21 protein-coding genes, 2 tRNA genes and 1 pseudogene are annotated in these 18,815 nt (G+C 59.5%); 12 read left to right on the top strand and 12 right to left on the bottom strand.

Going from position 1 to position 18,815, the window contains the following annotated elements; genetic code table 11:
* Positions 1-229 precede the first annotated feature (229 nt).
* The 6 genes from ACM26W_RS04300 (at position 230) to ACM26W_RS04325 (ending at position 5,082) form a co-directional block, all read left to right on the top strand.
* On the top strand, positions 230-2,119 hold the full coding sequence (locus ACM26W_RS04300) for a DEAD/DEAH box helicase family protein (RefSeq protein WP_416140813.1): 1,890 nt from the start codon (positions 230-232) through the stop codon (positions 2,117-2,119).
* 78 nt (positions 2,120-2,197) lie between these two features.
* The gene (locus tag ACM26W_RS04305) at positions 2,198-3,121 is read left to right on the top strand and encodes a segregation and condensation protein A (RefSeq protein WP_416139628.1); all 924 of its coding nucleotides are present in this window, start codon (positions 2,198-2,200) and stop codon (positions 3,119-3,121) included.
* Entirely contained in the window at positions 3,118-3,966 is an 849-nt protein-coding gene (gene scpB / locus ACM26W_RS04310) for an SMC-Scp complex subunit ScpB (protein WP_416139629.1), read from the top strand. Before ACM26W_RS04305 ends, scpB begins: the two co-directional genes overlap by 4 nt.
* A complete protein-coding gene (gene rluB / locus ACM26W_RS04315) occupies positions 3,963-4,820 on the top strand; it encodes a 23S rRNA pseudouridine(2605) synthase RluB (protein ID WP_416139630.1) in 858 nt (285 codons plus the stop codon). The genes scpB and rluB overlap by 4 nt, the downstream gene beginning before the upstream one ends.
* Before the next feature lie 76 nt (positions 4,821-4,896).
* Positions 4,897-4,972: transfer RNA gene (locus ACM26W_RS04320), tRNA-Lys, on the top strand.
* A gap of 34 nt (positions 4,973-5,006) precedes the next feature.
* Positions 5,007-5,082 (top strand) — tRNA-Lys (locus tag ACM26W_RS04325).
* A gap of 77 nt (positions 5,083-5,159) precedes the next feature.
* Here ACM26W_RS04325 and ACM26W_RS04330 read toward each other — a convergent pair.
* The 3 genes from ACM26W_RS04330 to ACM26W_RS04340 all read right to left on the bottom strand — a co-directional run bounded on the left by ACM26W_RS04330 (position 5,160) and on the right by ACM26W_RS04340 (position 6,901).
* Complete coding sequence (locus ACM26W_RS04330) at positions 5,160-5,453, bottom strand: hypothetical protein (RefSeq protein ID WP_416139631.1); 294 nt, start codon at positions 5,451-5,453, stop codon at positions 5,160-5,162.
* A gap of 110 nt (positions 5,454-5,563) precedes the next feature.
* Complete coding sequence (locus ACM26W_RS04335) at positions 5,564-5,698, bottom strand: hypothetical protein (RefSeq protein ID WP_416139632.1); 135 nt, start codon at positions 5,696-5,698, stop codon at positions 5,564-5,566.
* Between the two features lie 117 nt (positions 5,699-5,815).
* Positions 5,816-6,901 (bottom strand): diguanylate cyclase domain-containing protein, encoded by a 1,086-nt coding sequence (locus tag ACM26W_RS04340; protein WP_416139633.1) that lies wholly within the window; start codon positions 6,899-6,901, stop codon positions 5,816-5,818.
* Positions 6,902-7,413: 512 nt separating this feature from the next.
* Here ACM26W_RS04340 and ACM26W_RS04345 point away from each other — a divergent pair.
* Positions 7,414-8,133: a Crp/Fnr family transcriptional regulator gene (locus ACM26W_RS04345; protein ID WP_416139634.1), complete on the top strand. Its 720-nt coding sequence runs from the start codon at positions 7,414-7,416 to the stop codon at positions 8,131-8,133.
* Between the two features lie 213 nt (positions 8,134-8,346).
* Entirely contained in the window at positions 8,347-9,069 is a 723-nt protein-coding gene (locus ACM26W_RS04350) for a Crp/Fnr family transcriptional regulator (RefSeq protein WP_416139635.1), read from the top strand.
* A 169-nt stretch (positions 9,070-9,238) separates the two neighbouring features.
* On the opposite strand, the gene ACM26W_RS04355 is transcribed toward ACM26W_RS04350, so the two are convergent.
* The 4 genes from ACM26W_RS04355 to ACM26W_RS04370 all read right to left on the bottom strand — a co-directional run bounded on the left by ACM26W_RS04355 (position 9,239) and on the right by ACM26W_RS04370 (position 12,317).
* Entirely contained in the window at positions 9,239-9,706 is a 468-nt protein-coding gene (locus ACM26W_RS04355; protein WP_416139636.1) for a PRC-barrel domain-containing protein, read from the bottom strand.
* A gap of 513 nt (positions 9,707-10,219) precedes the next feature.
* A complete protein-coding gene (locus ACM26W_RS04360) occupies positions 10,220-10,501 on the bottom strand; it encodes a DUF883 family protein (protein WP_416139637.1) in 282 nt (93 codons plus the stop codon).
* Positions 10,502-10,547: 46 nt separating this feature from the next.
* Positions 10,548-11,711 (bottom strand): AI-2E family transporter, encoded by a 1,164-nt coding sequence (locus tag ACM26W_RS04365; protein WP_416139638.1) that lies wholly within the window; start codon positions 11,709-11,711, stop codon positions 10,548-10,550.
* Positions 11,712-11,873: 162 nt separating this feature from the next.
* On the bottom strand, positions 11,874-12,317 hold the full coding sequence (locus tag ACM26W_RS04370) for a PRC-barrel domain-containing protein (RefSeq protein ID WP_416139639.1): 444 nt from the start codon (positions 12,315-12,317) through the stop codon (positions 11,874-11,876).
* A 278-nt stretch (positions 12,318-12,595) separates the two neighbouring features.
* Here ACM26W_RS04370 and ACM26W_RS04375 point away from each other — a divergent pair, with 278 nt between their 5' ends.
* The 3 genes and pseudogenes from ACM26W_RS04375 to ACM26W_RS04385 all read left to right on the top strand — a co-directional run.
* Complete coding sequence (locus ACM26W_RS04375) at positions 12,596-12,757, top strand: hypothetical protein (RefSeq protein WP_416139640.1); 162 nt, start codon at positions 12,596-12,598, stop codon at positions 12,755-12,757.
* A complete protein-coding gene (locus ACM26W_RS04380; protein ID WP_416139641.1) occupies positions 12,754-13,149 on the top strand; it encodes a PRC-barrel domain-containing protein in 396 nt (131 codons plus the stop codon). Before ACM26W_RS04375 ends, ACM26W_RS04380 begins: the two co-directional genes overlap by 4 nt.
* Positions 13,150-13,394: 245 nt before the next feature.
* A pseudogene (locus ACM26W_RS04385) lies at positions 13,395-13,541 on the top strand (DUF3185 family protein); the annotation flags it as partial.
* A 112-nt stretch (positions 13,542-13,653) separates the two neighbouring features.
* On the opposite strand, the gene ACM26W_RS04390 reads toward ACM26W_RS04385, so the two are convergent.
* The 4 genes from ACM26W_RS04390 to ACM26W_RS04405 form a co-directional block, all read right to left on the bottom strand.
* Positions 13,654-16,233, bottom strand: coding sequence for a chemotaxis protein CheB (locus ACM26W_RS04390; protein ID WP_416139642.1), 2,580 nt, complete (start codon positions 16,231-16,233; stop codon positions 13,654-13,656).
* 12 nt (positions 16,234-16,245) lie between these two features.
* Positions 16,246-16,851: a PAS domain S-box protein gene (locus tag ACM26W_RS04395; RefSeq protein WP_416139643.1), complete on the bottom strand. Its 606-nt coding sequence runs from the start codon at positions 16,849-16,851 to the stop codon at positions 16,246-16,248.
* Positions 16,852-16,989: 138 nt separating this feature from the next.
* On the bottom strand, positions 16,990-17,370 hold the full coding sequence (locus ACM26W_RS04400) for a DUF4112 domain-containing protein (protein ID WP_416139644.1): 381 nt from the start codon (positions 17,368-17,370) through the stop codon (positions 16,990-16,992).
* Positions 17,367-17,525: a YqaE/Pmp3 family membrane protein gene (locus tag ACM26W_RS04405; protein WP_410282840.1), complete on the bottom strand. Its 159-nt coding sequence runs from the start codon at positions 17,523-17,525 to the stop codon at positions 17,367-17,369. The genes ACM26W_RS04400 and ACM26W_RS04405 overlap by 4 nt, the downstream gene beginning before the upstream one ends.
* Before the next feature lie 428 nt (positions 17,526-17,953).
* Here ACM26W_RS04405 and ACM26W_RS04410 point away from each other — a divergent pair, with 428 nt between their 5' ends.
* Complete coding sequence (locus tag ACM26W_RS04410) at positions 17,954-18,223, top strand: GlsB/YeaQ/YmgE family stress response membrane protein (protein WP_416139645.1); 270 nt, start codon at positions 17,954-17,956, stop codon at positions 18,221-18,223.
* A 40-nt stretch (positions 18,224-18,263) separates the two neighbouring features.
* Here ACM26W_RS04410 and ACM26W_RS04415 read toward each other — a convergent pair whose 3' ends face one another.
* On the bottom strand, positions 18,264-18,800 hold the full coding sequence (locus ACM26W_RS04415; protein WP_416139646.1) for a DUF421 domain-containing protein: 537 nt from the start codon (positions 18,798-18,800) through the stop codon (positions 18,264-18,266).
* Between the last annotated feature and the right edge of the window lie 15 nt (positions 18,801-18,815).

Consider the following 18,815-nt stretch of genomic DNA (forward strand, 5'->3'; position numbering starts at 1 on the left):
AGCGACGTCCGGCATGACCCGGATCAAGTTTCTGACAGTTGAATCCGCGGAGCGTCGATCTCATACGCGGCCAGTAGGCAATGTCGTCGGTTTCCTGACTGCCTGGTCGAAAAACTGGCGGGCCGTCCGCCGCGCTTCACCTGAGGCCCTGACGACGGCACGATGTCTCGCTAAGATGGGCGCCCCGTCTCGTCATCCCGGAATCTGCATGCCTGCCTCCGCCACACCCATGCCTCCTTCCGCGCCTCCCTCACTGCGCCTCTATCAGCAGGAGGCGGTGCGCCGGGTGGTGACGCACTTTCGCGGCTCGGACGACCCCGCCGTGGTGGTGCTGCCCACCGGCAGCGGCAAGTCGCTGGTGATCGCCGAACTGGCGCGCCTGGCCCGGGGCCGGGTGCTGGTACTGGCCCACGTGCGCGAGCTGGTGGAGCAGAACCACGCCAAGTACCTCGCCTACGGCCTGACGGCCGATATCTTCAGCGCCGGCCTGGGGCGCAAGGAGAGCGGCCGCCAGGTGGTGTTCGGCTCGGTGCAGTCGGTGGTGCGCCACCTCGACCGCTTCGCCGCGCCGGACCATCCGCGTGGCCCCTTCACCCTGCTGGTGATCGATGAATGCCACCGGGTATCGCCGGCCGAGGACGCCAGCTACCGTCGGGTGATCGACCATCTGCGCGCGACCAATCCGCGGCTGAAGGTGCTGGGGCTGACCGCGACCCCCTACCGGCTGGGCCAGGGGTTCATCTATCATCGCCACCATCACGGCATGGTGCGCGGTGAGGCGGACTGCTTCTTCGCCGACTGCGTCTTCGAGCAGCCGTTGCGGCTGATGGTCAAGCAGGGCTACCTGGCACAACCGGTGCGGATCGACGCTGCCCTTTTCAAGGACGGGCAAGAGTTGCGCTACGATTTCTCGGCGCTGACGCCGGGGGCCAGCGGCCTGTTCCGCGAGGAAGAGCTCAACCGGGTGGTGGCCGGTCACCGCGCTACCCCGGGGATCATCGCCGAGGTGGTGGCGCGCGCCGCCGACCGCCAGGGAGTGATGCTGTTCGCGGCCAGCGTCGCCCATGCCGAGGAGATTCTCGGCTATCTGCCGGCGGGCGAAGCGGCGCTGGTCACCGGCGAGACGCCCTCCGCCGAGCGCGAACGGCTCATCGGTGCCTTCAAGGCCCGTGAGCTCAAGTACCTGGTCAATGTGGCGGTGCTCACCACCGGCTTCGACGCACCCCACGTGGACCTGATCGCCATCCTGCGCCCCACCGAGTCGGTCAGTCTCTACCAGCAGATCGTCGGCCGCGGCCTGCGTCTCTCCCCGGGCAAGGCCGACTGCCTGGTCCTCGACTACGCCGGCAACCCTTGGGACCTCTATGCGCCGGAGGTGGGCTCGCCAAAGCCCGACTCGGACAGCGAGCCGGTGCAGGTCGAGTGCCCGGCCTGCGGCCACGCCAACCTCTTCTGGGGCAAGCGCGACGGCGACGTGGTGATCGAGCACTTCGGCCGCCGTTGCCAGGGGCTTGTTCTTTCTAATCGCGCCCGACCCCGCGCGAAAAGCGTAAATTCGAGCTCCGACTATCACGCCCCGACCCGCACGCAAGGAGCTAGGTCAAAACCACCAACGTCGGCGATGGAGCAGTGCGACTTTCGTTTTCGCTTCAAGGTGTGTGGCGATTGCGGCGCCGAGAACGATATCGCCGCCCGGCGCTGCCACGGCTGCGAGACCCTGCTGGTGGACGCCGATGACAAGCTCAAGGAGGCGCTGCGCCTGCGCGACGCCCGGGTGCTGCGGGTGGCCGGCATGCAGCTGGAGGCCACCGTCAACGGCCGCGGCATGCCGCGCCTCAAGGTCACCTATCATGACGAGGATGGCACCACGCTCGCCGAGTGGTTCGCCCTGGAGACCCCTGCCCAGCGAGGCGCGTTCGCCGCGGCCTTCCTGCGCGATCATCTGCGCGCGCCGGGCGTGCCGTTCCGTCCCGCCACGCCCGAGGAGGTGATCGTCGAGCAGCGCCGCCTGCGCCACCCCGACTTCGTGGTGGGCCGCAAGGTGGGGGGTCGCTGGCAGGTACGCGAGAAGCTCTTCGACTATACCGGGCGCTATCGCCGCGCCGAAGCGGCGGAGTAGGGCGCTGGTGCTGTCTCCTGGGGCGCGCTCTTGCTAGACTGCCCCGTTGATTCCGCGTCCCCCGGAGAGGCACGCCGTGTGAGCGCCACCCCCGATACCGCCAGCCCCGAGCAGAGCGCCGCCGCGGCCCAGCAGGCCGCGGTGCTCGGGCGGCTGTTCGACGAGCCGATCACCGAGCTGCCGGAGGATCTCTATATCCCGCCGGAGGCGCTGCGGGTCTTCCTGGAGGCCTTCGAGGGGCCCCTGGACCTGCTGCTCTACCTGATCCGCCGCCAGAATCTCGATATCCTGGCCATCGACGTGGCCGCCATCACCCGCCAGTACATCGAGTACGTGGAGCTGATGAAGGCCATGGAGATCGAACTGGCCGGGGAGTACCTGCTGATGGCGGCGATGCTGGCCGAGATCAAGTCTCGGACCCTGCTGCCCCGCCCCCCCAAGGAGGGTGGCGACGACGAGGAGGCGGACCCGCGGGCCGAGCTGATCCGCCGCCTGCAGGAGTACGAGCGCCTCAAGAATGCCGCCGAGGCGCTGGCCGAGCTGCCGCGCCTGGGCCGCGACTGGTTTCCGGCGAAAGCGGCGCTGCCGCCGCTGGAGAGCCGAGTGATCCACCCCGAGGTGGAGCTGAGTGAGCTGCTCGGCGCCCTGGCCGGCATCCTGCGGCGGGCCGAGCTGACCCAGACCCACCAGATCAGCCGCGAGGTGCTCTCGACCCGGGAGCGCATGCTGGCCATCATGGAGCGGCTCGCCCACGACCACTTCACCCCCTTCGAGGCGCTGTTCAGCCTGGAGGAGGGCCGGGCGGGTGTGATCGTCACCTTCATGGCGATCCTCGAGCTCGCCAAGGAGGCGATGATCGAGATCGTGCAGAATGCCCCGCTCTCGCCGATCCACGTGCGCGCCCGCGCGCCGCTGGAGGAGGGCGAGGCGGGTGAACGGGGCGACCTGGAGGCGGAGGGCGAGAGCGCCTTCGCGGACGATGATGAGGGAGGGCGGCCATGACCGCCATGGCGTATCCCGAGGCCCTGGACGAGATCCTGGAGGCGGCGCTGCTTGCCGCCGGCGAGCCGCTGTCGCTGGAGCGCCTCGAGGGGCTCTTCGACGACCACGAGCGGCCGCCCAGGCGCGCCCTGCGCGAGGCACTCGAGCGCCTTGGCCTGCGCCACGAGCGCGGCGCCATGGAGCTGCTCGAGACCGCCTCCGGCTACCAGCTGCGTATCCGTCCGCGGCTCTCGGCCTGGATCTCGCGGCTGTGGGACGAGCGTCCCCAGCGCTACTCCCGGGCGCTGCTCGAGACCCTGGCGCTGATCGCCTACCGCCAACCGGTGACCCGCGGCGACATCGAGGAGGTGCGCGGGGTCACGGTGAGTGGTTCGATCATGCGCACCCTGCTGGAGCGCGGCTGGATCCGCGTGGTGGGCCATCGCGACGTGCCGGGCCGCCCGGCGGTCTATGCCACCACGCGTAGCTTCCTCGACGACTTCGGCCTGAAGACCCTCGATGAGCTGCCGCCGATGCACGAGCTCAAGACGTTCGAGGAGCCGGCCTTCGCGGACGATGCCCCGCCGCCGCCCCAGTTCGACCTGCTGGCCCAGGCCGACGAGGCGCCGGGAGAGGCGGCCGATGACGCACAGCAGAACGAGATACCCCCGGAGGCGTGGGCCGAGGCCGGCACTCCGGAAGCGACGGCCGGGATGGCCGACGATGAACACGCCGGGACGGCGTCAGAGCGGTCCGGGCTGAGCTTCGCCGAACTCGAGGCTCGCCTGGCCGAACGTGCCCGGAGCCGCGTCGATGATGACGCTGCCCCGGGGGCGGAATCCACACCCAGTGAGAACGACTCATGAGCACTACCAGCGAAAAACTTCAGAAGGTCCTGGCCCGGGCCGGGCTCGGCTCCCGCCGCGAGATGGAAGCCGCCATCGCCGATGGCCGGGTCAAGGTCAACGGCCAGGTGGCTACCCTGGGCGACCGTATCGAGATGCGCGACAGGGTACTCTTCGACAACCGACCGGTGACCCTGCGCGGCGCCGACGAGGTGCCGCGGCGGGTCATCATGTACAACAAGCCCGAGGGCGAGCTGTGCACTCGCAAGGACCCGGAGGGCCGCCGCACCGTCTTCGACCGTCTGCCGCGCCTCAAGGGCGAGCGCTGGATCGCCATCGGCCGCCTCGACATCAACACCAGCGGCCTGCTGCTGTTCACCACCGACGGTGAACTGGCCAACCGGCTGATGCACCCCTCCACCCAGGTGGAGCGCGAGTATGCGGTGCGCGTCATGGGACAGGTGACCCGCCAGAACGTGGTCGCCATGGTCGAGGGCGTGATGCTCGATGACGGCCCGGCGAGCTTCACCGACGTGCAGGAGTTCGGCGGCGAGGGCATCAATACCTGGTTCCATGTGGTCATCCAGGAGGGGCGCAATCGCGAGGTGCGTCGCCTGTGGGAGTCCCAGGGGCTCACCGTCAGCCGCCTCAAGCGGGTGCGCTACGGCAACATCTTCCTCGACAAGCGGGCCAAGGCGGGCGAGTGGCTGGAGCTCTCCCAGGACGAGGTCGATGACCTGGCCGAGCTGGCCGGGCTGGATTCGCGCAAGGTGCCGGACCTGACCCCGGACGAGAAGAACCGCTGGAACCGCGACAAGCACAAACGCAAGCCGGTGCAGGCCATGCGCAAGCCCAAGACCAGGACCCGCTCCTGATCGGCGTCTGCGACAAAGGGCAAAAAAGTCCTTGCCAGTCAGGGGGGAAATCAGTAATATTTGCTCCCGTTCGGAGGGGTCGTTAGCTCAGTTGGTAGAGCAGTTGGCTTTTAACCAATTGGTCGTAGGTTCGAATCCTACACGACCCACCATCCGGACCTGCAGGCAGGCTTGTTCGCAAGCACCGGGTCGTTAGCTCAGTTGGTAGAGCAGTTGGCTTTTAACCAATTGGTCGTAGGTTCGAATCCTACACGACCCACCAGTCATAAAGAAAAGCGCCGCCGCTCCCAAGGAAGCAGCGGCGCTTTTTTTCGTTATGCTTATGAGTTCTGCTTAGGCTCAGCAGGCGGCGCGGGCCTCGGCAACATGGCGGTGACCCCGTGCCCCGGCCAGGTTGTACCACTGGTGAGCCTGCACGAAGTCCTGGGGTGTACCGCTGCCGGCCTCGTGAAAGCGGCCCAACATGTATCGAGCATCGTCATCACCGTTTCTGGCTGCTTCACCGAATACCTGCAGTACCTGGCGGAACTCCTTCCGTTCGTAGTGGTGCATGGCCGCGGCGTAATCCGCGCTGGCCAGCCCGATATGACTGAAAAGGAGGAGCAGGAACACGAGTCCTTTGATGATGATCACAGGGAATCTCCATTGAGCGTGGGCGTCATCTGTTGCCTTGCACCCTCAGAGGGACTCACCGTGCTCAGCCTTGCCTCTCGACTCGCTCCCCTCCTGTCTCAACGAATGTCTCAGCGAAGACCGAGAACGGAAAGAACCACCAGCACGATGACGATTGCACCTACGATATAGACGATATTGTTCATGACGTGTACCTCTTGTTGCGCATTGTCTGTTTCAGGATGCGGCGGGATGGTTCGTGACATGATGGCGTCGCTTTCCGTACGACGCGTAGCGCAACTCCCTGTACGAGCATTCCTTGCCCCACTGGCAAGAAGATATCTCCTGGCTGGCTTCCTCTCTGTGCGTTGGCGTACATTCAGCTAGAAGTCGAAACTGCGTTGCGACGGGTGGTGGGGCCGATGCACACCCGGCTCGGTCCGCCTGCGCTGGATGGACTGAGGATTCATTTCGGCAGCGAAGCAGTGGTGCCCATTTCGGCCATTCCGTTTGGTATGGTACATGGCGATGTCGGCGTTATGCATGAGGGTATCGGCATCGTCGGCATCATCCGGATAGAGGCTGATGCCGATGCTCAGCGTAATGTGGAGTACTTGACCCTGAATACAGTACGGCATGCTCAGGACGACAAGCAGCTTTTCCGCGACCCTGGTGGCATCTTCGGGTTTCCTGATCTGGGCAAGCAGGATCACGAATTCGTCGCCACCCTGACGGCAGACGGTATCGATGTCGCGCATGCAGTCCCGAAGACGACTCGCAACCGCCTGGAGCAGGCTGTCACCCACGGCATGACCAAGCTTGTCGTTGATGGGCTTGAAGGCATCAAGATCCAGATAGAGCAGGGCAACCATGAGTCGATTACGTCGGGCCAGGCCAATGGCTCGAGAGAGCCGCTCTGTCATCAGCGCGCGATTGGGCAGGCCGGTGAGGGCATCATGCTGCGCCAGGTAGGCCATTCTCTCCAGCATGACCTGCGACATGGAGGCGTCGCGGAACACGATCACGGCACCGGTGATGCGACCGTCCCGGTCATGAATGGGCGTCGCTGAGTCTTCGATCTCGAGCCTGCTGCCATCCTGACGGAGCAGCGCGCAATCCAGGGAGAGGCCTACCGCTCTGTTCTCTTCGATGGCTCGCTGCCCGGAGGTCATGCTGGTTGGCTGTGACTTGCCATCGACAAGAGGAAGCACTCGGGCAAGTGGATGGCCGATTGCCTCGATTTCCGACCAGCCAGTCAGGACTTCAGCCACTCGATTCATGTAGGTGATCGTGCCCTGGAGATCGACGGTCATTACCGCATCGACAATGGCGTTGAGGGCCACCCGAACCCATGGCTTCTCGGTATTCAGGGCGACTGTGACATCCCGTCTCGAGGCGTTTGTCTGAGTCTCGTCTTGCCACACCGGCACTTCCGCGCCCAGGGGGACGAAAGGTCGCTGTTGAAGCATCGGGCAGTCCCACATGCCCTCGGTTCGGGAGTATGCACCAAGGTGAGTCAAGAACCCCGTGACCCGGTGAAGCTTTCGAATCCTCGAGACAGGGACGTGATCATCAGAAATCTTGGCGTTGCCATCAGTCGACCTCCTTTTCCGCCTGCGGGTTAGCCTTCGTGAGTCGGCGTGACCTGGCCCGCAAGCGCCTTGACGGTAGCCAGCGAGAGTAGGGGTGTGACATCATCAGTTCCGTGCGTTAGCGTACGCAGCGTGAGATCATTTGCGAGCTAACATACAGTATATGGCATTTCTCGATCCTCGAATCCAGGTATTTCCCTTCAAGTTCAACGGCTTTGAGGGTTTCCGGGTTTCTGGTGTTACGGAGCAGTCTACTGCATGTCTCTTGAGATGATCCGGGGTGGTCATGCGAGACTCTCCCGCGCCTGTCCAGTAGCGTCGACCACCATCGGCAAGGCCTCTCTTGTCTCCCACGCCCGGGGAGCTTGCCCGATACAGGAGTGTCAGCGATGAACTTGAAACATGATCCTCGCCAGAATCAACTTTTGGAGTCGCTCCCGAAAGAAGAATACCAGCGCCTTACACCCCATCTTGAGTGGGTTGATCTGAAACTCGGGGATTCGCTGGTCGAGTCGGGAAAGACGATGCGCCATGTCTATTTCCCACTGGACTGCATCGTATCGCTACTGTGCGTCATGGAGGAGGGGGATTCGACCGAGATCGCCGTCGTCGGTAGCGAGGGCATCGTCGGCATCTCGCTTTTCATGGGCGGGGAAACTACACCGAGCCGCGCCATCGTGCAGAGTGCCGGCAGCGCTTATCGCCTCAAAGGGCAGATGATCAAGGCCGAGTTCTACCGTGCGGGACCCCTGCAGCGCCTGCTGCTGCGTTACACCCAGGCACTGATCACACAGATGGCCCAGACTGCGGTCTGCAACCGGCATCACAGCCTGGATCAGCAGCTGTGTCGCTGGCTGTTGTTAAGCCTGGATCGCTTGCCGACCAATGAGCTGGTCATGACCCAGGAACTGATCGCCAACATGCTGGGCGTCCGTCGAGAGGGCGTTACCGAATCGGCCGGCAAGCTGCAAAGAGCCGGCCTGATCTCCTATCATCGTGGGCATATCACTATTCTGGACAGGCCTGGCCTGGAAGCGAGGGTCTGTGAATGCTATGAGGTCGTCAAGAAGGAGTATGACCGCCTGCTCAGCTATCAGCGCCACGGTTGAAGGCTCCACGCCTAGCTGAACCGGGTGGGGACTCGAGAATGGCGTGCCCTTGCTGTGTCTGCTGGCGCACCGATGGCATGAGGGTGGGCATGTCAGCATTCGCTCAGCGGTCCATGGGTGACTCCCCGTGGACATCCTGGCTGAAGTCGATGCCCGGGCCTGATGATCGCTTGCCATGTATCGATTGCCGCTATGCCAACCAGGAGCAAGCAGATGAAGCATTCCCTTCCGAGTCCGATGACCAATCGGCTTATCGACAGATTTCCTCATCAAGAGAGGAAAGCTTTCCTTGCCGACTGTGAGACCATTGACCTGGTGTTCGGTGAGGTGATTACCGAACACGGTAGTCGGATCCTGTATGTCCATTTTCCACTCGACAGCTTCGTTTCCCAGATTGCCAACCTGAGTGATAGAGAGCAACTGGAAGTGGCGATGGTCGGCAGTGAAGGGATGTTGGGGACGCCTCTGATAATGGGAGTCGATGAGTCACCCTGGCTCGCCCTGGTGCAAGGGGCAGGGCCTGCACTGCGCATGCCGGCGGTCGTCTTTGGTCGTCACCTGGTGCAGAGCCCTGCGCTTCAGACGCTGCTGAAGCGCTATCTCTATGTGGTCATGCACCAGCTATCCGGGTTGGCGGCATGCACCCACTACCATCAGGTCGAGGCACGTCTGGCGCGCTGGCTGCTGATGACTCAGGACCGTGCGCACTCGGATCAGATGCATCTCACCCACGAGCTCCTGGCCATGATGCTGGGGGTCCGTCGCGCCGGCATCACCCTGGCCGCCATGGCGCTTCAGGCGCGCCGCCTGATCAGCTATCACCGTGGGGCTATCACGATAGTGGACCGGGCGGGGCTGATCGAGGTCTCCTGCGGCTGCTACTTAGCCGACCGAAGCCTCTACCGTCGGGTCATCACCGAAGGAGGCACCGCATGACATCGGCTCACGCGCCCCAGATGACGCCTTCAGGGTTATGAGGCCTGGCGTAGACCTGTGAAAAATTAGGGGAATGGGGAAAAGACAGCGGGGGCACGATGTGCCCCCGCCGACTGTGGGTTGGATCAATCCCGACTGTGGGTTGGATCAATCCCGACTGCGAGTAGGATCAATCGCGCTCATACTTGGGCGAGTCACGCAGTGTGTCCTCGTCAACATTGGTGTAGAACATGGATTCGTCATCTTCTACGGTGTGTTCTACTTCATCCCAGCTCAGGCCAACCTCCTGACCGCCGAGTCCCAGGAAAGCACCGGTCGTCACCACGACGCCTACGACACGTCCGTCTTCGCCGATGATAAGATCCTGGATCTCGCCAATTTCCTCATCTGAACTGCGCTGTTTGATGTTCTTGCCGATGATATCGTCGGCATAGAACGCACCAGCGGGCTTGCTGCTCATCTGCTTCTCACCGGTACGCTGCTGGCCGCCCATCTCCTGCTCGCCCATCTCCTGCTCACCGACATGCTGCTCGCCGTCTGCCTTCATGGCGTCATGCTGATCCGCCATGGCCGTCGTGCTGAGTGCCAATGCCGGGACAAAAGCGGCGGAAAGGATAAATGTTGTTAGCTTCTTCATGATATTTCTCCACAGATTCACGTCTGTCTACCGGACCCTGATGGGTCTGGAAAGCTGTTCCCGAACCCCGGAAACGCTATTTGATACTGGGCATAAAAAAATAGTTTGTCGGTGCGATACCGTACATAGAATTTTCGTTTATATGAGGACTATTTAAGAAATAGTAAAGTCGAAATCGAGAGATTATTTAATTGATTTTTAGTAACTTTTAATTACATAAAAAGCGGAAAATGTTACGCAGTGATAATTGAATTGAGTGTGATGTTTGATAATGGAAGCCTTGTTGTCGTAGGTGTTAACACGCCCTAGGATCATGACGGGCCTGACAACCAGATGCGTGGCCATGTTTAAATGGTGAGTGGTATTGCGGAAAAATGTAGTAGCAGAGAAAACAGGGCGGCGGCGTCGGTAAATGCCACCGCCATCTGACACTCTATTGTTTCAGACGCGTTCCTGCTCTTGCTCAGGACAGATGCCTCGAGCCACCGATTGTGGCTTTATGTATGCCGCGCGTTACCGGCGACGCGTTAGCGTCTTGTAGAGCACGCCAGCGACAAAGGCCATGCCAATAGACATTAGCGGCTTCTCACGGACGTAGCTGGTCACGCGTTCGAGCACATCATCGGCCCGCTGGCGCCCATTTGCTGCTACCTCTCGAATTCGCTCATCGGCGTGGGATGCGTGCTCCCGGGCGTACTCTTCGGCCTTCCCCGCGGTCTTGGCGGCCATGTTCACGGCTTCGTGAGCCTTTTCCGCAACCTGATCGGTGGTGCCGTGCTCGCTTGATTGCATCATGATTGTAGCCTCTTGTGTTGCTGCTAAGGCGGGTAAGGATGCCCCGTCAGATTTGACGATCATCGTCGTCAAAGGTATCAGTGAGTATCAGACGGTCCGGTTCTTCAGTCAATATCGTGGTGGGTAGCTTGCTTCTCAAATGCTTCCCTAGGGTGAGCAGGAACGCCGTCAGGGGAACGGCAAGGATCATGCCGACAACTCCACCCAGCACAGTCCCCCAAAACAGTATCGAGATCACGACCAGGGCCGGATGCAGTCCCGAGCGGTCTGCCATGATCTTGGGTGTGAGCAGCACGCTCTCCACCAGCTGTGTGACCGCGATGACCGCCAGCACCAGCATGATGAGCTGGCTGCCCCCGTCGGGCTGAAAATAGGCGATGGGTAACACGGTAACAATGCCGACAATAAAGCCCAGGTAAGGCACGATGTTCAGCAGCCCCAGGGCGAGGCCGATGTAAATCGCCGCCTCGAGCCCGATGATGGTAAATCCGAACGCCATCATGACGCCCATGATCAGTGCGATGGTCAGCTGCCCTCGGAAGAAGGCGGTGACGTAATCGATAAAGACCTGACCCATGTAAAGAACCTCGTTCTGCCTCTTGTGCGAGAACAGAAACAACATGCCCTTAGCATGCTCCTTCAGGCTGTTTCCGGAGAGCAGCGCAAAGAAGAGGTAGAGGGGAACGAAACCGAGACCCACCAGGAAGCCGAGATATTTCATGGTGCGGTCTGCGGCCTCCTCTGCATCCGGGAGGATCGACTGGATATCCATCCTGCTGATGGCGTCTTCAATAACTGGCAACGCTTTCGGGAAGCTGAACGACAGGCTTTCGTGTCCGCGCTGAGCTATCGCCGGCACAGACTGGAAGAACTGGCTACCCTGATAGATGGCCGTGGGCAGGACCAGCATCATTACCGTAAGAAACAGACCGAACAGGATCACAAACAGGGAGGCCACGGCTCCGAGCCGATTCATGCGCAAGTGGCGCTCGAACAGTTCCACGACCGGAATCAGGACTAGGGCCATCACGCCCGCGATGGCTAGGGGAAATACCAGGGCGTGAAGGGCGGAGAGAATTTGTCCGAGAACCCAGATAATGAACACGATCGTACTCACCAGAGTGACGGCGCTGAGGGTGAGAATGGTATAACGGAGCAGCAGCTTCTCTCCGGGTGCAAAATCTATATGCGTTCTCTTCTCGGAACTCATGGGGTTGCTTTTCCCTCTTTGTGCGTACCTGGCACGCGCTGATCACTCCGTGGAAGTGGGGGGGCGGAAGTTGCTGGCCAACGCGGCTCCTCGTTGCGAAAACTTCACATCACGGTATTGATTCAGCGGGGCACGCCGTGCCTCCTCACGCTGTAGGTTGAATCAGTCTCGCATATACTCGGGCAAGTTACGGAGCGTTTCCTCGTCTATATCCGTATAGAACATGGACTCGTCATCTTCCAGGGTGTGCTCGATGTGATCCCAGCCTAGTCCAACGTCCTGTCCGCCTAGCCCCAGGAAGCCACCGGTCGTCACCACGACCCCAATGATGCGGCCGTCTTCGCCGATGATCAGATCCTCGATCTCGCCAACGTCCTCATCTGCCCCACGGTGCTTGACGGTCTTGCCGATGACATTGTCGGCGTAGAAGGTACCGGAGGGCCTACCGACCATCCCGGCACGCTGCTCTTCGATATGCTGATCGCCGGTGCGTTGCTCTCCGAATGGGTGCAAATCGTCGCGGTCGTCCGCAATGACGGCCGTGCTCAGTGCGAAGGTCGGGACAATGGCGGCGGAAATGATAAACTTAATTAGCTTCATCTTCATTGTTTTTCCCCTTTTGGGACTTCAGAACAGTTGCTTACTACTAGCATTCCTTCAATTATAAGATAAAAAGAGCGAACTTTCGGTGCGCTACCACACATAGAATCGCCGCTTGTGAAGCAGTGACCCGACGGCCCGTCTGAAAAAAATTACTCCGAATACGTTGGACACCGTACAGACCAAGCCTAAAGCGACAACTACCTTGAGAACATCACCTTGCATTTACATGAGCTCATGGTGAGAAATAAGTCCAAGTTAAGCAATCATCTGGAGATCAGGTTATGAACAAAAATCAGGTCGAAGATAGTGCGAGTAATGAGAAGTCCAAGAAAGTGTCTGATGACAAACGCACGGAACAAAAGGGTGACGCCCAGAAGCAGGGTGGCAAGGATGGAGCCGTGTTGAAAGATATCAATGATAATGCCAGGAAGGATAAGAAATGAACGATTCAACTTTCCAAACGAATAATAGTAGTTTTGCTGCCGCCGATAATATGCAGGCGGGAACGATACTGTTGAGTGCGTCCACGATAACCGGCGACGATGTCTATAACATGCAAGATGAAGAGCTTGGCAAGATTCAGGATGTCATGCTCGATATAGCCGAGGGAAAGATACGTTACGCTGTCCTGGCGTCGGGAGGCTTTCTGGGCATGGGTGATCGCCTGTTTGCTGTTCCCTGGAAGGCCTTGAAGCTCGATGAGGCGAACAACCGTTTTATTCTTGACGTAGATGTCGACAGTTTAAAGGATGCGCCCGGATTCGACAAGGACCAATGGCCGAATATGGCTGACACCAGCTGGAATTCTACCGTTGAGTCCTTCTACACTCGCTGATTGAATTTCCCGGGAGACTGAGCGCGGTAGGTCCGGACTATTTATTCTAGCCGGACCTTTCGTGCAGATGGTAATATGGGGTTTTGCTGGAGCTTACTGGTCGATGAAATGCTTGAATGCGGCAGCGTTATTCTTGATAAAAAAGATAAATGAACTCAACCAAGAGAAAAATATTAAAATGACGAGCAAGAGAATCATGGCACTTTGTTGATAGTTATTGGGGCTATCCTTATTTTCTTTCGTATCAGTCATCCCAGGCCTTGGGCGATCAAGTGGCTGAGTACGTTACCGGTCACTTCACTAACTCCACAGTGTGGCTCATTGTCCTCGGCGTGGCGTCTTCGGTCGCAGGCGTCGGATTTGTGCTGCTTGGTAAATTCTTGATCGACTAGCGCATGGTTTCGTAAAGCATCTTCCCCTACAAGAATTTCCTGATGTCCTCTTGTGTGATCCAAGCGACGTGCTGCCAGGCTGATTTCCAGACACAGAAACATGGCCTTTACGTTACGATTTCAGATCCTTGCGCAGGTTCTGCTCCAGTTGCTTGGTTGCTGTGATATCGAGGAGGGTGATCACTATGCCATCAATTACATTGTCGAGTCGGCGATATGGCATGATTCGTACTGTAAACCAGCGACCGTCGGTTGAGGAAATCTGCTTCTCGGAAAAGGATAGGGTGTTCAGGGTAGAAAGCGCGTCTTCGTTGAGTTGCGGATATAGTAAACTGCTTGTTAGATCACTGAGGGGGCGGCCTACATCGCTTTCACGGATGTTGATGATCTTTGATGCCCTGTCGGTATAACGACGCACGCTCAGGTTCTTGTCAAGAAATACAATGGCGATGTCGATGCTATTGAGCAGGTTTTGCATATCGCTCTGAGCCAGGGCGAGATCGTCGAGCTTGGTCTGCATTTCAGCGTTTATGGTTTGCAGCTCCTCGTTCATCGACTGCATTTCCTCCTTCGACGTGGTCAGCTCCTCATTGGTTGACTGCAACTCCTCATTGGTTGACTGCAACTCCTCATTGGTTGACTGCAACTCCTCCTGGGACGCGTTGTTTTCCTCCCTTAGCGTCTGGATTTCATCCTGGTACTGTTGCAGTTCCTTGTGATGAGACTGTTGCGTGGCTGCTTTTGACTTGTCCCTGTCGGTCGGACCGATGTCGCGGAACACGATTATCTTCATGCCACGCAGTGCGGTAGGCTTATTAAGCGCCTGTACGGTAACATCGACGCACTGCGTGGCACCTCCGGGTAGTTGTACCCGCAGATTCTGCAAGTGTTCCGGCTCTCTCTGGTTCACCTCCCTTCGCAGGGCGCTGGCGATGGGTGTCCTCAAGCCTTCCCGCACCATGGCGTAAAAATTCCAGTTGGCCTTGCCGGCGGCAGGCTCCAGGTACTTCCCCGTGCTCCCACTGATATAGACGATATCACCCTCATCGTTGACCACGACAGCGGCGGGGGCGTAGACCTGCAGTAACACCTGATCGGCTGCTGACTGCAGATTGTCATGGATGAAGGAGGAGGAGTGACTGTGGGACACGGGTGTCTCCTTGGCTGTTCTGGCCAGGGGGGGGAGCGACTTGACTGGCAACCGGATATCACGGTTCTGGACATTATCCTGGCGCAGATAAAGTCGCAGTTTGGGTTCGAGGGGAGCAAACAGCTGATTGTACCGTCCTACCGTCTCTGAGCTACCTAGCAACAGTATCCCCCCTGCGCGCAGGGTGTAGTGAAACAGGGGGATGAGTTTTCGTTGCAGACTCTGATCAAAGTAGATCAGCAGGTTACGGCAGGAAATCATGTCCAGGCGAGTGAAGGGGGGATCGAGTACGACATCTTGCTGGGCGAACAGTACCAGGTCGCGGATCTCTCTGTTGATCTGGTACCCGTTGCCTCGAACGGTGAAAAATCGCGCCAGACGCTCTGCCGAGACATGGCTGCCGATATCGACAGGATAGTGGCCGCGGCGAGCAGTGGCAATGGCGTCTGGGCTCAGGTCGGAGGCGAAGATCTGCAGGGTAAGGCCATGGGGCCGTGGGAGGGCTTCCAGCGCCTCCGTAAAGACCATGGCCAGGGAATAAGCCTCTTCGCCGGTGGAGCAGCCGACCACCCAGGCACGCAGTTGGTGCTCTCGCTCGTGCCGCGCCAGAAGCGCCTGCAGAGTGGTATCCGCTAGATACTCCCACACTTGGGTATCACGGAAAAAACGGGTTACTCCGATGAGCACTTCCCTGAATAGCAGGTCAATCTCCTGGGGGTTGCGTTGGAGAAAGTCTGCGTAATGCGTCAGCGTAGCGATTCGATGGATCGCCATGCGTCGCTCAATGCGGCGCTGCAGGGAACTGTGTTTGTAGAGGGAGAAATCGTGTCCGGTTCGCTGTTGAAGCAGGCGGAAAATGCGTTGCAAGGGTGTTGATTCCAGCCGGGGCTCTGCCTCTGGTTCTGCCGAAGGCTCACCCGATGCGACATGGGCGGGTGCGTGGGTAAGACAGGTCAGGATGCTGGCGGGCAAGTCCCCAGGTGGCGCAATGATATCGGCACAATTTGCGTTGATGGCGCTTCTGGGCATCGCGTCGAACTGTGCCGTATCGGGCTGTTGTGCCGCTGTGAGTCCACCCACGGCCTTGATCGCCTGCAGGCCCTGGGTGCCATCGGAACCCATGCCAGAGAGCACCACCCCGATGGCTTGTTCCCCCTGAGCGCGGGCCAGGGATGAAAACAGTACGTTGATAGGCAGGCGCATACCCCTGGGTTCCATGGGTTTTGCCAGGCTCAGCAAACCGTCGACAACAGTGAGTTCCGCATTCGGTGGAATCACATACACGCAGTCAGGCTCGATGGACATGCCATGAGTCGCCTGCCGTACCGACATCGTGGTGACGCGCTGAAGTAATTCCGGGAGCAATGCCCTGTGGGTCGGATCGAGATGTTGTACCACCACATAGGCCATGTGGCTGTCAGGTGGGATCCTGGCAAGGAACTCCTCAAGCGGCGCCAGGCCGCCAGCGGATGCACCAATGCCCAGGATGCGAACAGCCAACAGAGTTTCTGGTGTCGCATTGGAAGGAGTCGAGTCAGACATGACGAGGAACGGTTAACCGAAGTTATCTGCGCTGGCGCACTCGCAGCAAGCCAGCAGGAGATGCTCGCCCTGTGGGGGCATGGATGCCAGGAAATGCAAGTGTCGGGCATCCTGTCCGCCATCCCCGATCTTGGCTATGCAGCCATCCCTGACACCGCTTTGGGCAACACGCTGCAGCAGGTTGTGCAGCGCTGGCCGGCCCTGGGGGGGCAGCAGTGTAGCGATGGAGCGTCCCTCAAGATCGTCACGCCCAACGCAGAAGAGTTCCGCGGCGGTGTGATTGCTCTGAATAACGTTGCCCTCGAAGTCGACGAGAAGATAGCCAATGGGGGCAGAGTTGTAAAGAGTCCGGTAAAGGCTTAAATTCTCGGCAAGTGTTTGTTCGTTGGAAGCGATAGCCTCGTTTTGCAAATCAAGCTCTACCTGGTGAACCTGTAATTCATGGAGGAGCTTGAGAGCGTCTTCCGCATTGTCGGGATTGCTCGAGAGCCGATGGAGCAGGCGCAGGGCGTCAACGCCCAGAGACCAGCGGCTAGCTGAGGCGCCCGCCTGCAGCTGCGCCTCTGCCTTGTGTCGCAGCTGTGCATAGACACCGAGTTCATTAGTGGTTGCGGGCATGCGAGACTCCAATCTTGTAATTCGGTTAATTTTTTCATTATAGCGTATCGCCACTTGGATCCTGAATACAAGTTTCTGTTAGCAAATGGATGGTGAGTGATGGAGGTGCTTTTAATGTAATCTGTCGGGCGATCTCGGTCAGCGCGGTGCTCTGCGATCCAGAAAGGCATCCATTAGCCTGGCATTGCGCAGATTGGACTTGAACGCAAAATCAAACAGGTCACCAATGAGCGGAATGGAGCCTACCAGGGTATCCACCGCGACGTTCAGCGCCATGCGCCGGAGCACACGAGTGGGGACTCCGGCGCGCGCTGCCTGCGTGATGATGTAGAGCGACACCCCAGCCGCTGCGAAATCACCGATCACCGGTACCAAGCCGATGAGCCCGTCTACCCCGATACGGTAACCGCCGCGCAGATGTATCGAACTGTCCATCAGCCTTGCGAGCCGGTGCACGCGCCTGCGAGCGTCAGAGGCATGGCTATTCAATGCCTCGGCTGATGGTATCGCTCCGCTCATCGCTTGGCGATGATCCAAACGGCGTGAACGATGCCGGGAATATAGCCGAGCAACGTGAGCAGAATATTGATCCAGAAATGCTTGCCGAGACCTTCCTGCAGGAAGACGCCGAGCGGTGGCAAGAGGATCGCCACGATAATGCGTAACAGGTCCATTGGCTTCGCTCCTGAGCGAGATGGCAGGCTGCTGGGACACCACCGCGCGGCATTTGTCAGTGCTTTGACGTCAGCATCTCGTCGCGCTGGTTCTCCTCACGTCCGGCACACTGGTCGCGGTTTCCACCTTTTCCGTGGATTCGTGCTCACCACCGGTAGAGGGCGAACCGGCAGGCGTCCTGGGTCGCTTCGTTGGGTTCAACAAGGCGGGGGAAGCCGGCAAGTTGCATCATCAATGCTAGGTAACTGGGGCAGCCTAGTCGGTGCGGTTACGCACATAACTGTACGTCGCCTCGTTAATGAGTCGGCTGTACGCCCTGAGTTTACCCTGATTCGAGAGTGCGATAGCGCACGGTGACAATGGAGCGGTAGTCGTAGGCTTGATCCTCTGGCGCAAGGTGCGTCACTACTACCTGGGAGAAGGAATCATGGGCATCATCGTATGGCTCGTCATGGGCGGTCTGGTCGGCTGGGTCGCGAGCATGATCATGGGCACCAGCGGCCAGCAGGGCATCGTCCTCAACGTCGTGGTCGGCATTGTCGGCGCACTGATCGGCGGATTCCTGATCGGCCCGTTACTCGGCGCAGGCTCCATCAACGACGGCATCACTATTATGAGCTTCATCGTGTCATTGATAGGCGCAATAATACTGCTTGCTATCCTGAGCTTTTTCCAGCGCGGCAAGAAACGCGTGTAAATCGGCGTTTCCATGCCGTTCAAGAGGACGTTTGGTAGGGTTAGCGTTCGGCGGACTCCGGGGATTTATGGGGTCCGCTGACGCCGACAAGACTGGAACCGTTCCCGTCCTCGCTCGACCGTACGACGCTGAACGAGCCGTCGGTCTCCAGAACGACCGCGAGTACCTTTTCCAATGAGTCGACTCCGGCCGAGCGGGTTGCCGCCCGAACTTCGTCTTTCGTCACCCGCGATTTCATAAGGGCCTCTGGCAGGAATTCCCCCCCGTATAGCAGCATCATCGGCTCCCCCGTCGCCAGCCGCCGCACCCACCGCACCCGGACGCTGGACCAGGTGACCGTGAACTGCAGGCCGATGAGCAGGGCAAAGGCCAGGATCCCTTCCGCCAGGGCAACCTCCTTGGCCAACAGAACCGTCGCCAGGGTCGAGCCGAGGGCGACGGTCACGATCAAGTCGAAGGCATTCATCTTGGAGAGTGTCCGCTTCCCCGAGACGCGAAGGAACATGATGAGCACAATGTAGGCCAGCACCCCGACGACCAGGGTGCGGAGCAGGTTATCCCATCCACTAAAGAGCATCGGTTTAATCCTGTC

Source organism: Halomonas sp. HK25 (genome assembly GCF_047795635.1).
Taxonomy (GTDB): domain Bacteria; phylum Pseudomonadota; class Gammaproteobacteria; order Pseudomonadales; family Halomonadaceae; genus Halomonas.

Excerpts from the sequence above, each read along its gene's own strand:
- ACM26W_RS04335 (WP_416139632.1), bottom strand. The coding sequence starts at position 5,698 with ATGTCACGAACCATCCCGCCGCATCCTGAAACAGACAATGCGCAACAA.
- ACM26W_RS04375 (WP_416139640.1), top strand. The coding sequence starts at position 12,596 with ATGAACAAAAATCAGGTCGAAGATAGTGCGAGTAATGAGAAGTCCAAG.
- ACM26W_RS04395 (WP_416139643.1), bottom strand. The coding sequence starts at position 16,851 with ATGCCCGCAACCACTAATGAACTCGGTGTCTATGCACAGCTGCGACAC.
- ACM26W_RS04300 (WP_416140813.1), top strand. The coding sequence starts at position 230 with ATGCCTCCTTCCGCGCCTCCCTCACTGCGCCTCTATCAGCAGGAGGCG.
- ACM26W_RS04415 (WP_416139646.1), bottom strand. The coding sequence starts at position 18,800 with ATGCTCTTTAGTGGATGGGATAACCTGCTCCGCACCCTGGTCGTCGGG.
- ACM26W_RS04340 (WP_416139633.1), bottom strand. The coding sequence starts at position 6,901 with ATGCTTCAACAGCGACCTTTCGTCCCCCTGGGCGCGGAAGTGCCGGTG.
- ACM26W_RS04390 (WP_416139642.1), bottom strand. The coding sequence starts at position 16,233 with ATGTCTGACTCGACTCCTTCCAATGCGACACCAGAAACTCTGTTGGCT.
- ACM26W_RS04380 (WP_416139641.1), top strand. The coding sequence starts at position 12,754 with ATGAACGATTCAACTTTCCAAACGAATAATAGTAGTTTTGCTGCCGCC.
- ACM26W_RS04400 (WP_416139644.1), bottom strand. The coding sequence starts at position 17,370 with ATGAGCGGAGCGATACCATCAGCCGAGGCATTGAATAGCCATGCCTCT.
- ACM26W_RS04410 (WP_416139645.1), top strand. The coding sequence starts at position 17,954 with ATGGGCATCATCGTATGGCTCGTCATGGGCGGTCTGGTCGGCTGGGTC.
- ACM26W_RS04345 (WP_416139634.1), top strand. The coding sequence starts at position 7,414 with ATGAACTTGAAACATGATCCTCGCCAGAATCAACTTTTGGAGTCGCTC.
- ACM26W_RS04350 (WP_416139635.1), top strand. The coding sequence starts at position 8,347 with ATGAAGCATTCCCTTCCGAGTCCGATGACCAATCGGCTTATCGACAGA.
- ACM26W_RS04355 (WP_416139636.1), bottom strand. The coding sequence starts at position 9,706 with ATGAAGAAGCTAACAACATTTATCCTTTCCGCCGCTTTTGTCCCGGCA.
- ACM26W_RS04405 (WP_410282840.1), bottom strand. The coding sequence starts at position 17,525 with ATGGACCTGTTACGCATTATCGTGGCGATCCTCTTGCCACCGCTCGGC.
- ACM26W_RS04365 (WP_416139638.1), bottom strand. The coding sequence starts at position 11,711 with ATGAGTTCCGAGAAGAGAACGCATATAGATTTTGCACCCGGAGAGAAG.
- ACM26W_RS04360 (WP_416139637.1), bottom strand. The coding sequence starts at position 10,501 with ATGATGCAATCAAGCGAGCACGGCACCACCGATCAGGTTGCGGAAAAG.
- scpB (WP_416139629.1), top strand. The coding sequence starts at position 3,118 with ATGACCGCCATGGCGTATCCCGAGGCCCTGGACGAGATCCTGGAGGCG.
- rluB (WP_416139630.1), top strand. The coding sequence starts at position 3,963 with ATGAGCACTACCAGCGAAAAACTTCAGAAGGTCCTGGCCCGGGCCGGG.
- ACM26W_RS04370 (WP_416139639.1), bottom strand. The coding sequence starts at position 12,317 with ATGAAGATGAAGCTAATTAAGTTTATCATTTCCGCCGCCATTGTCCCG.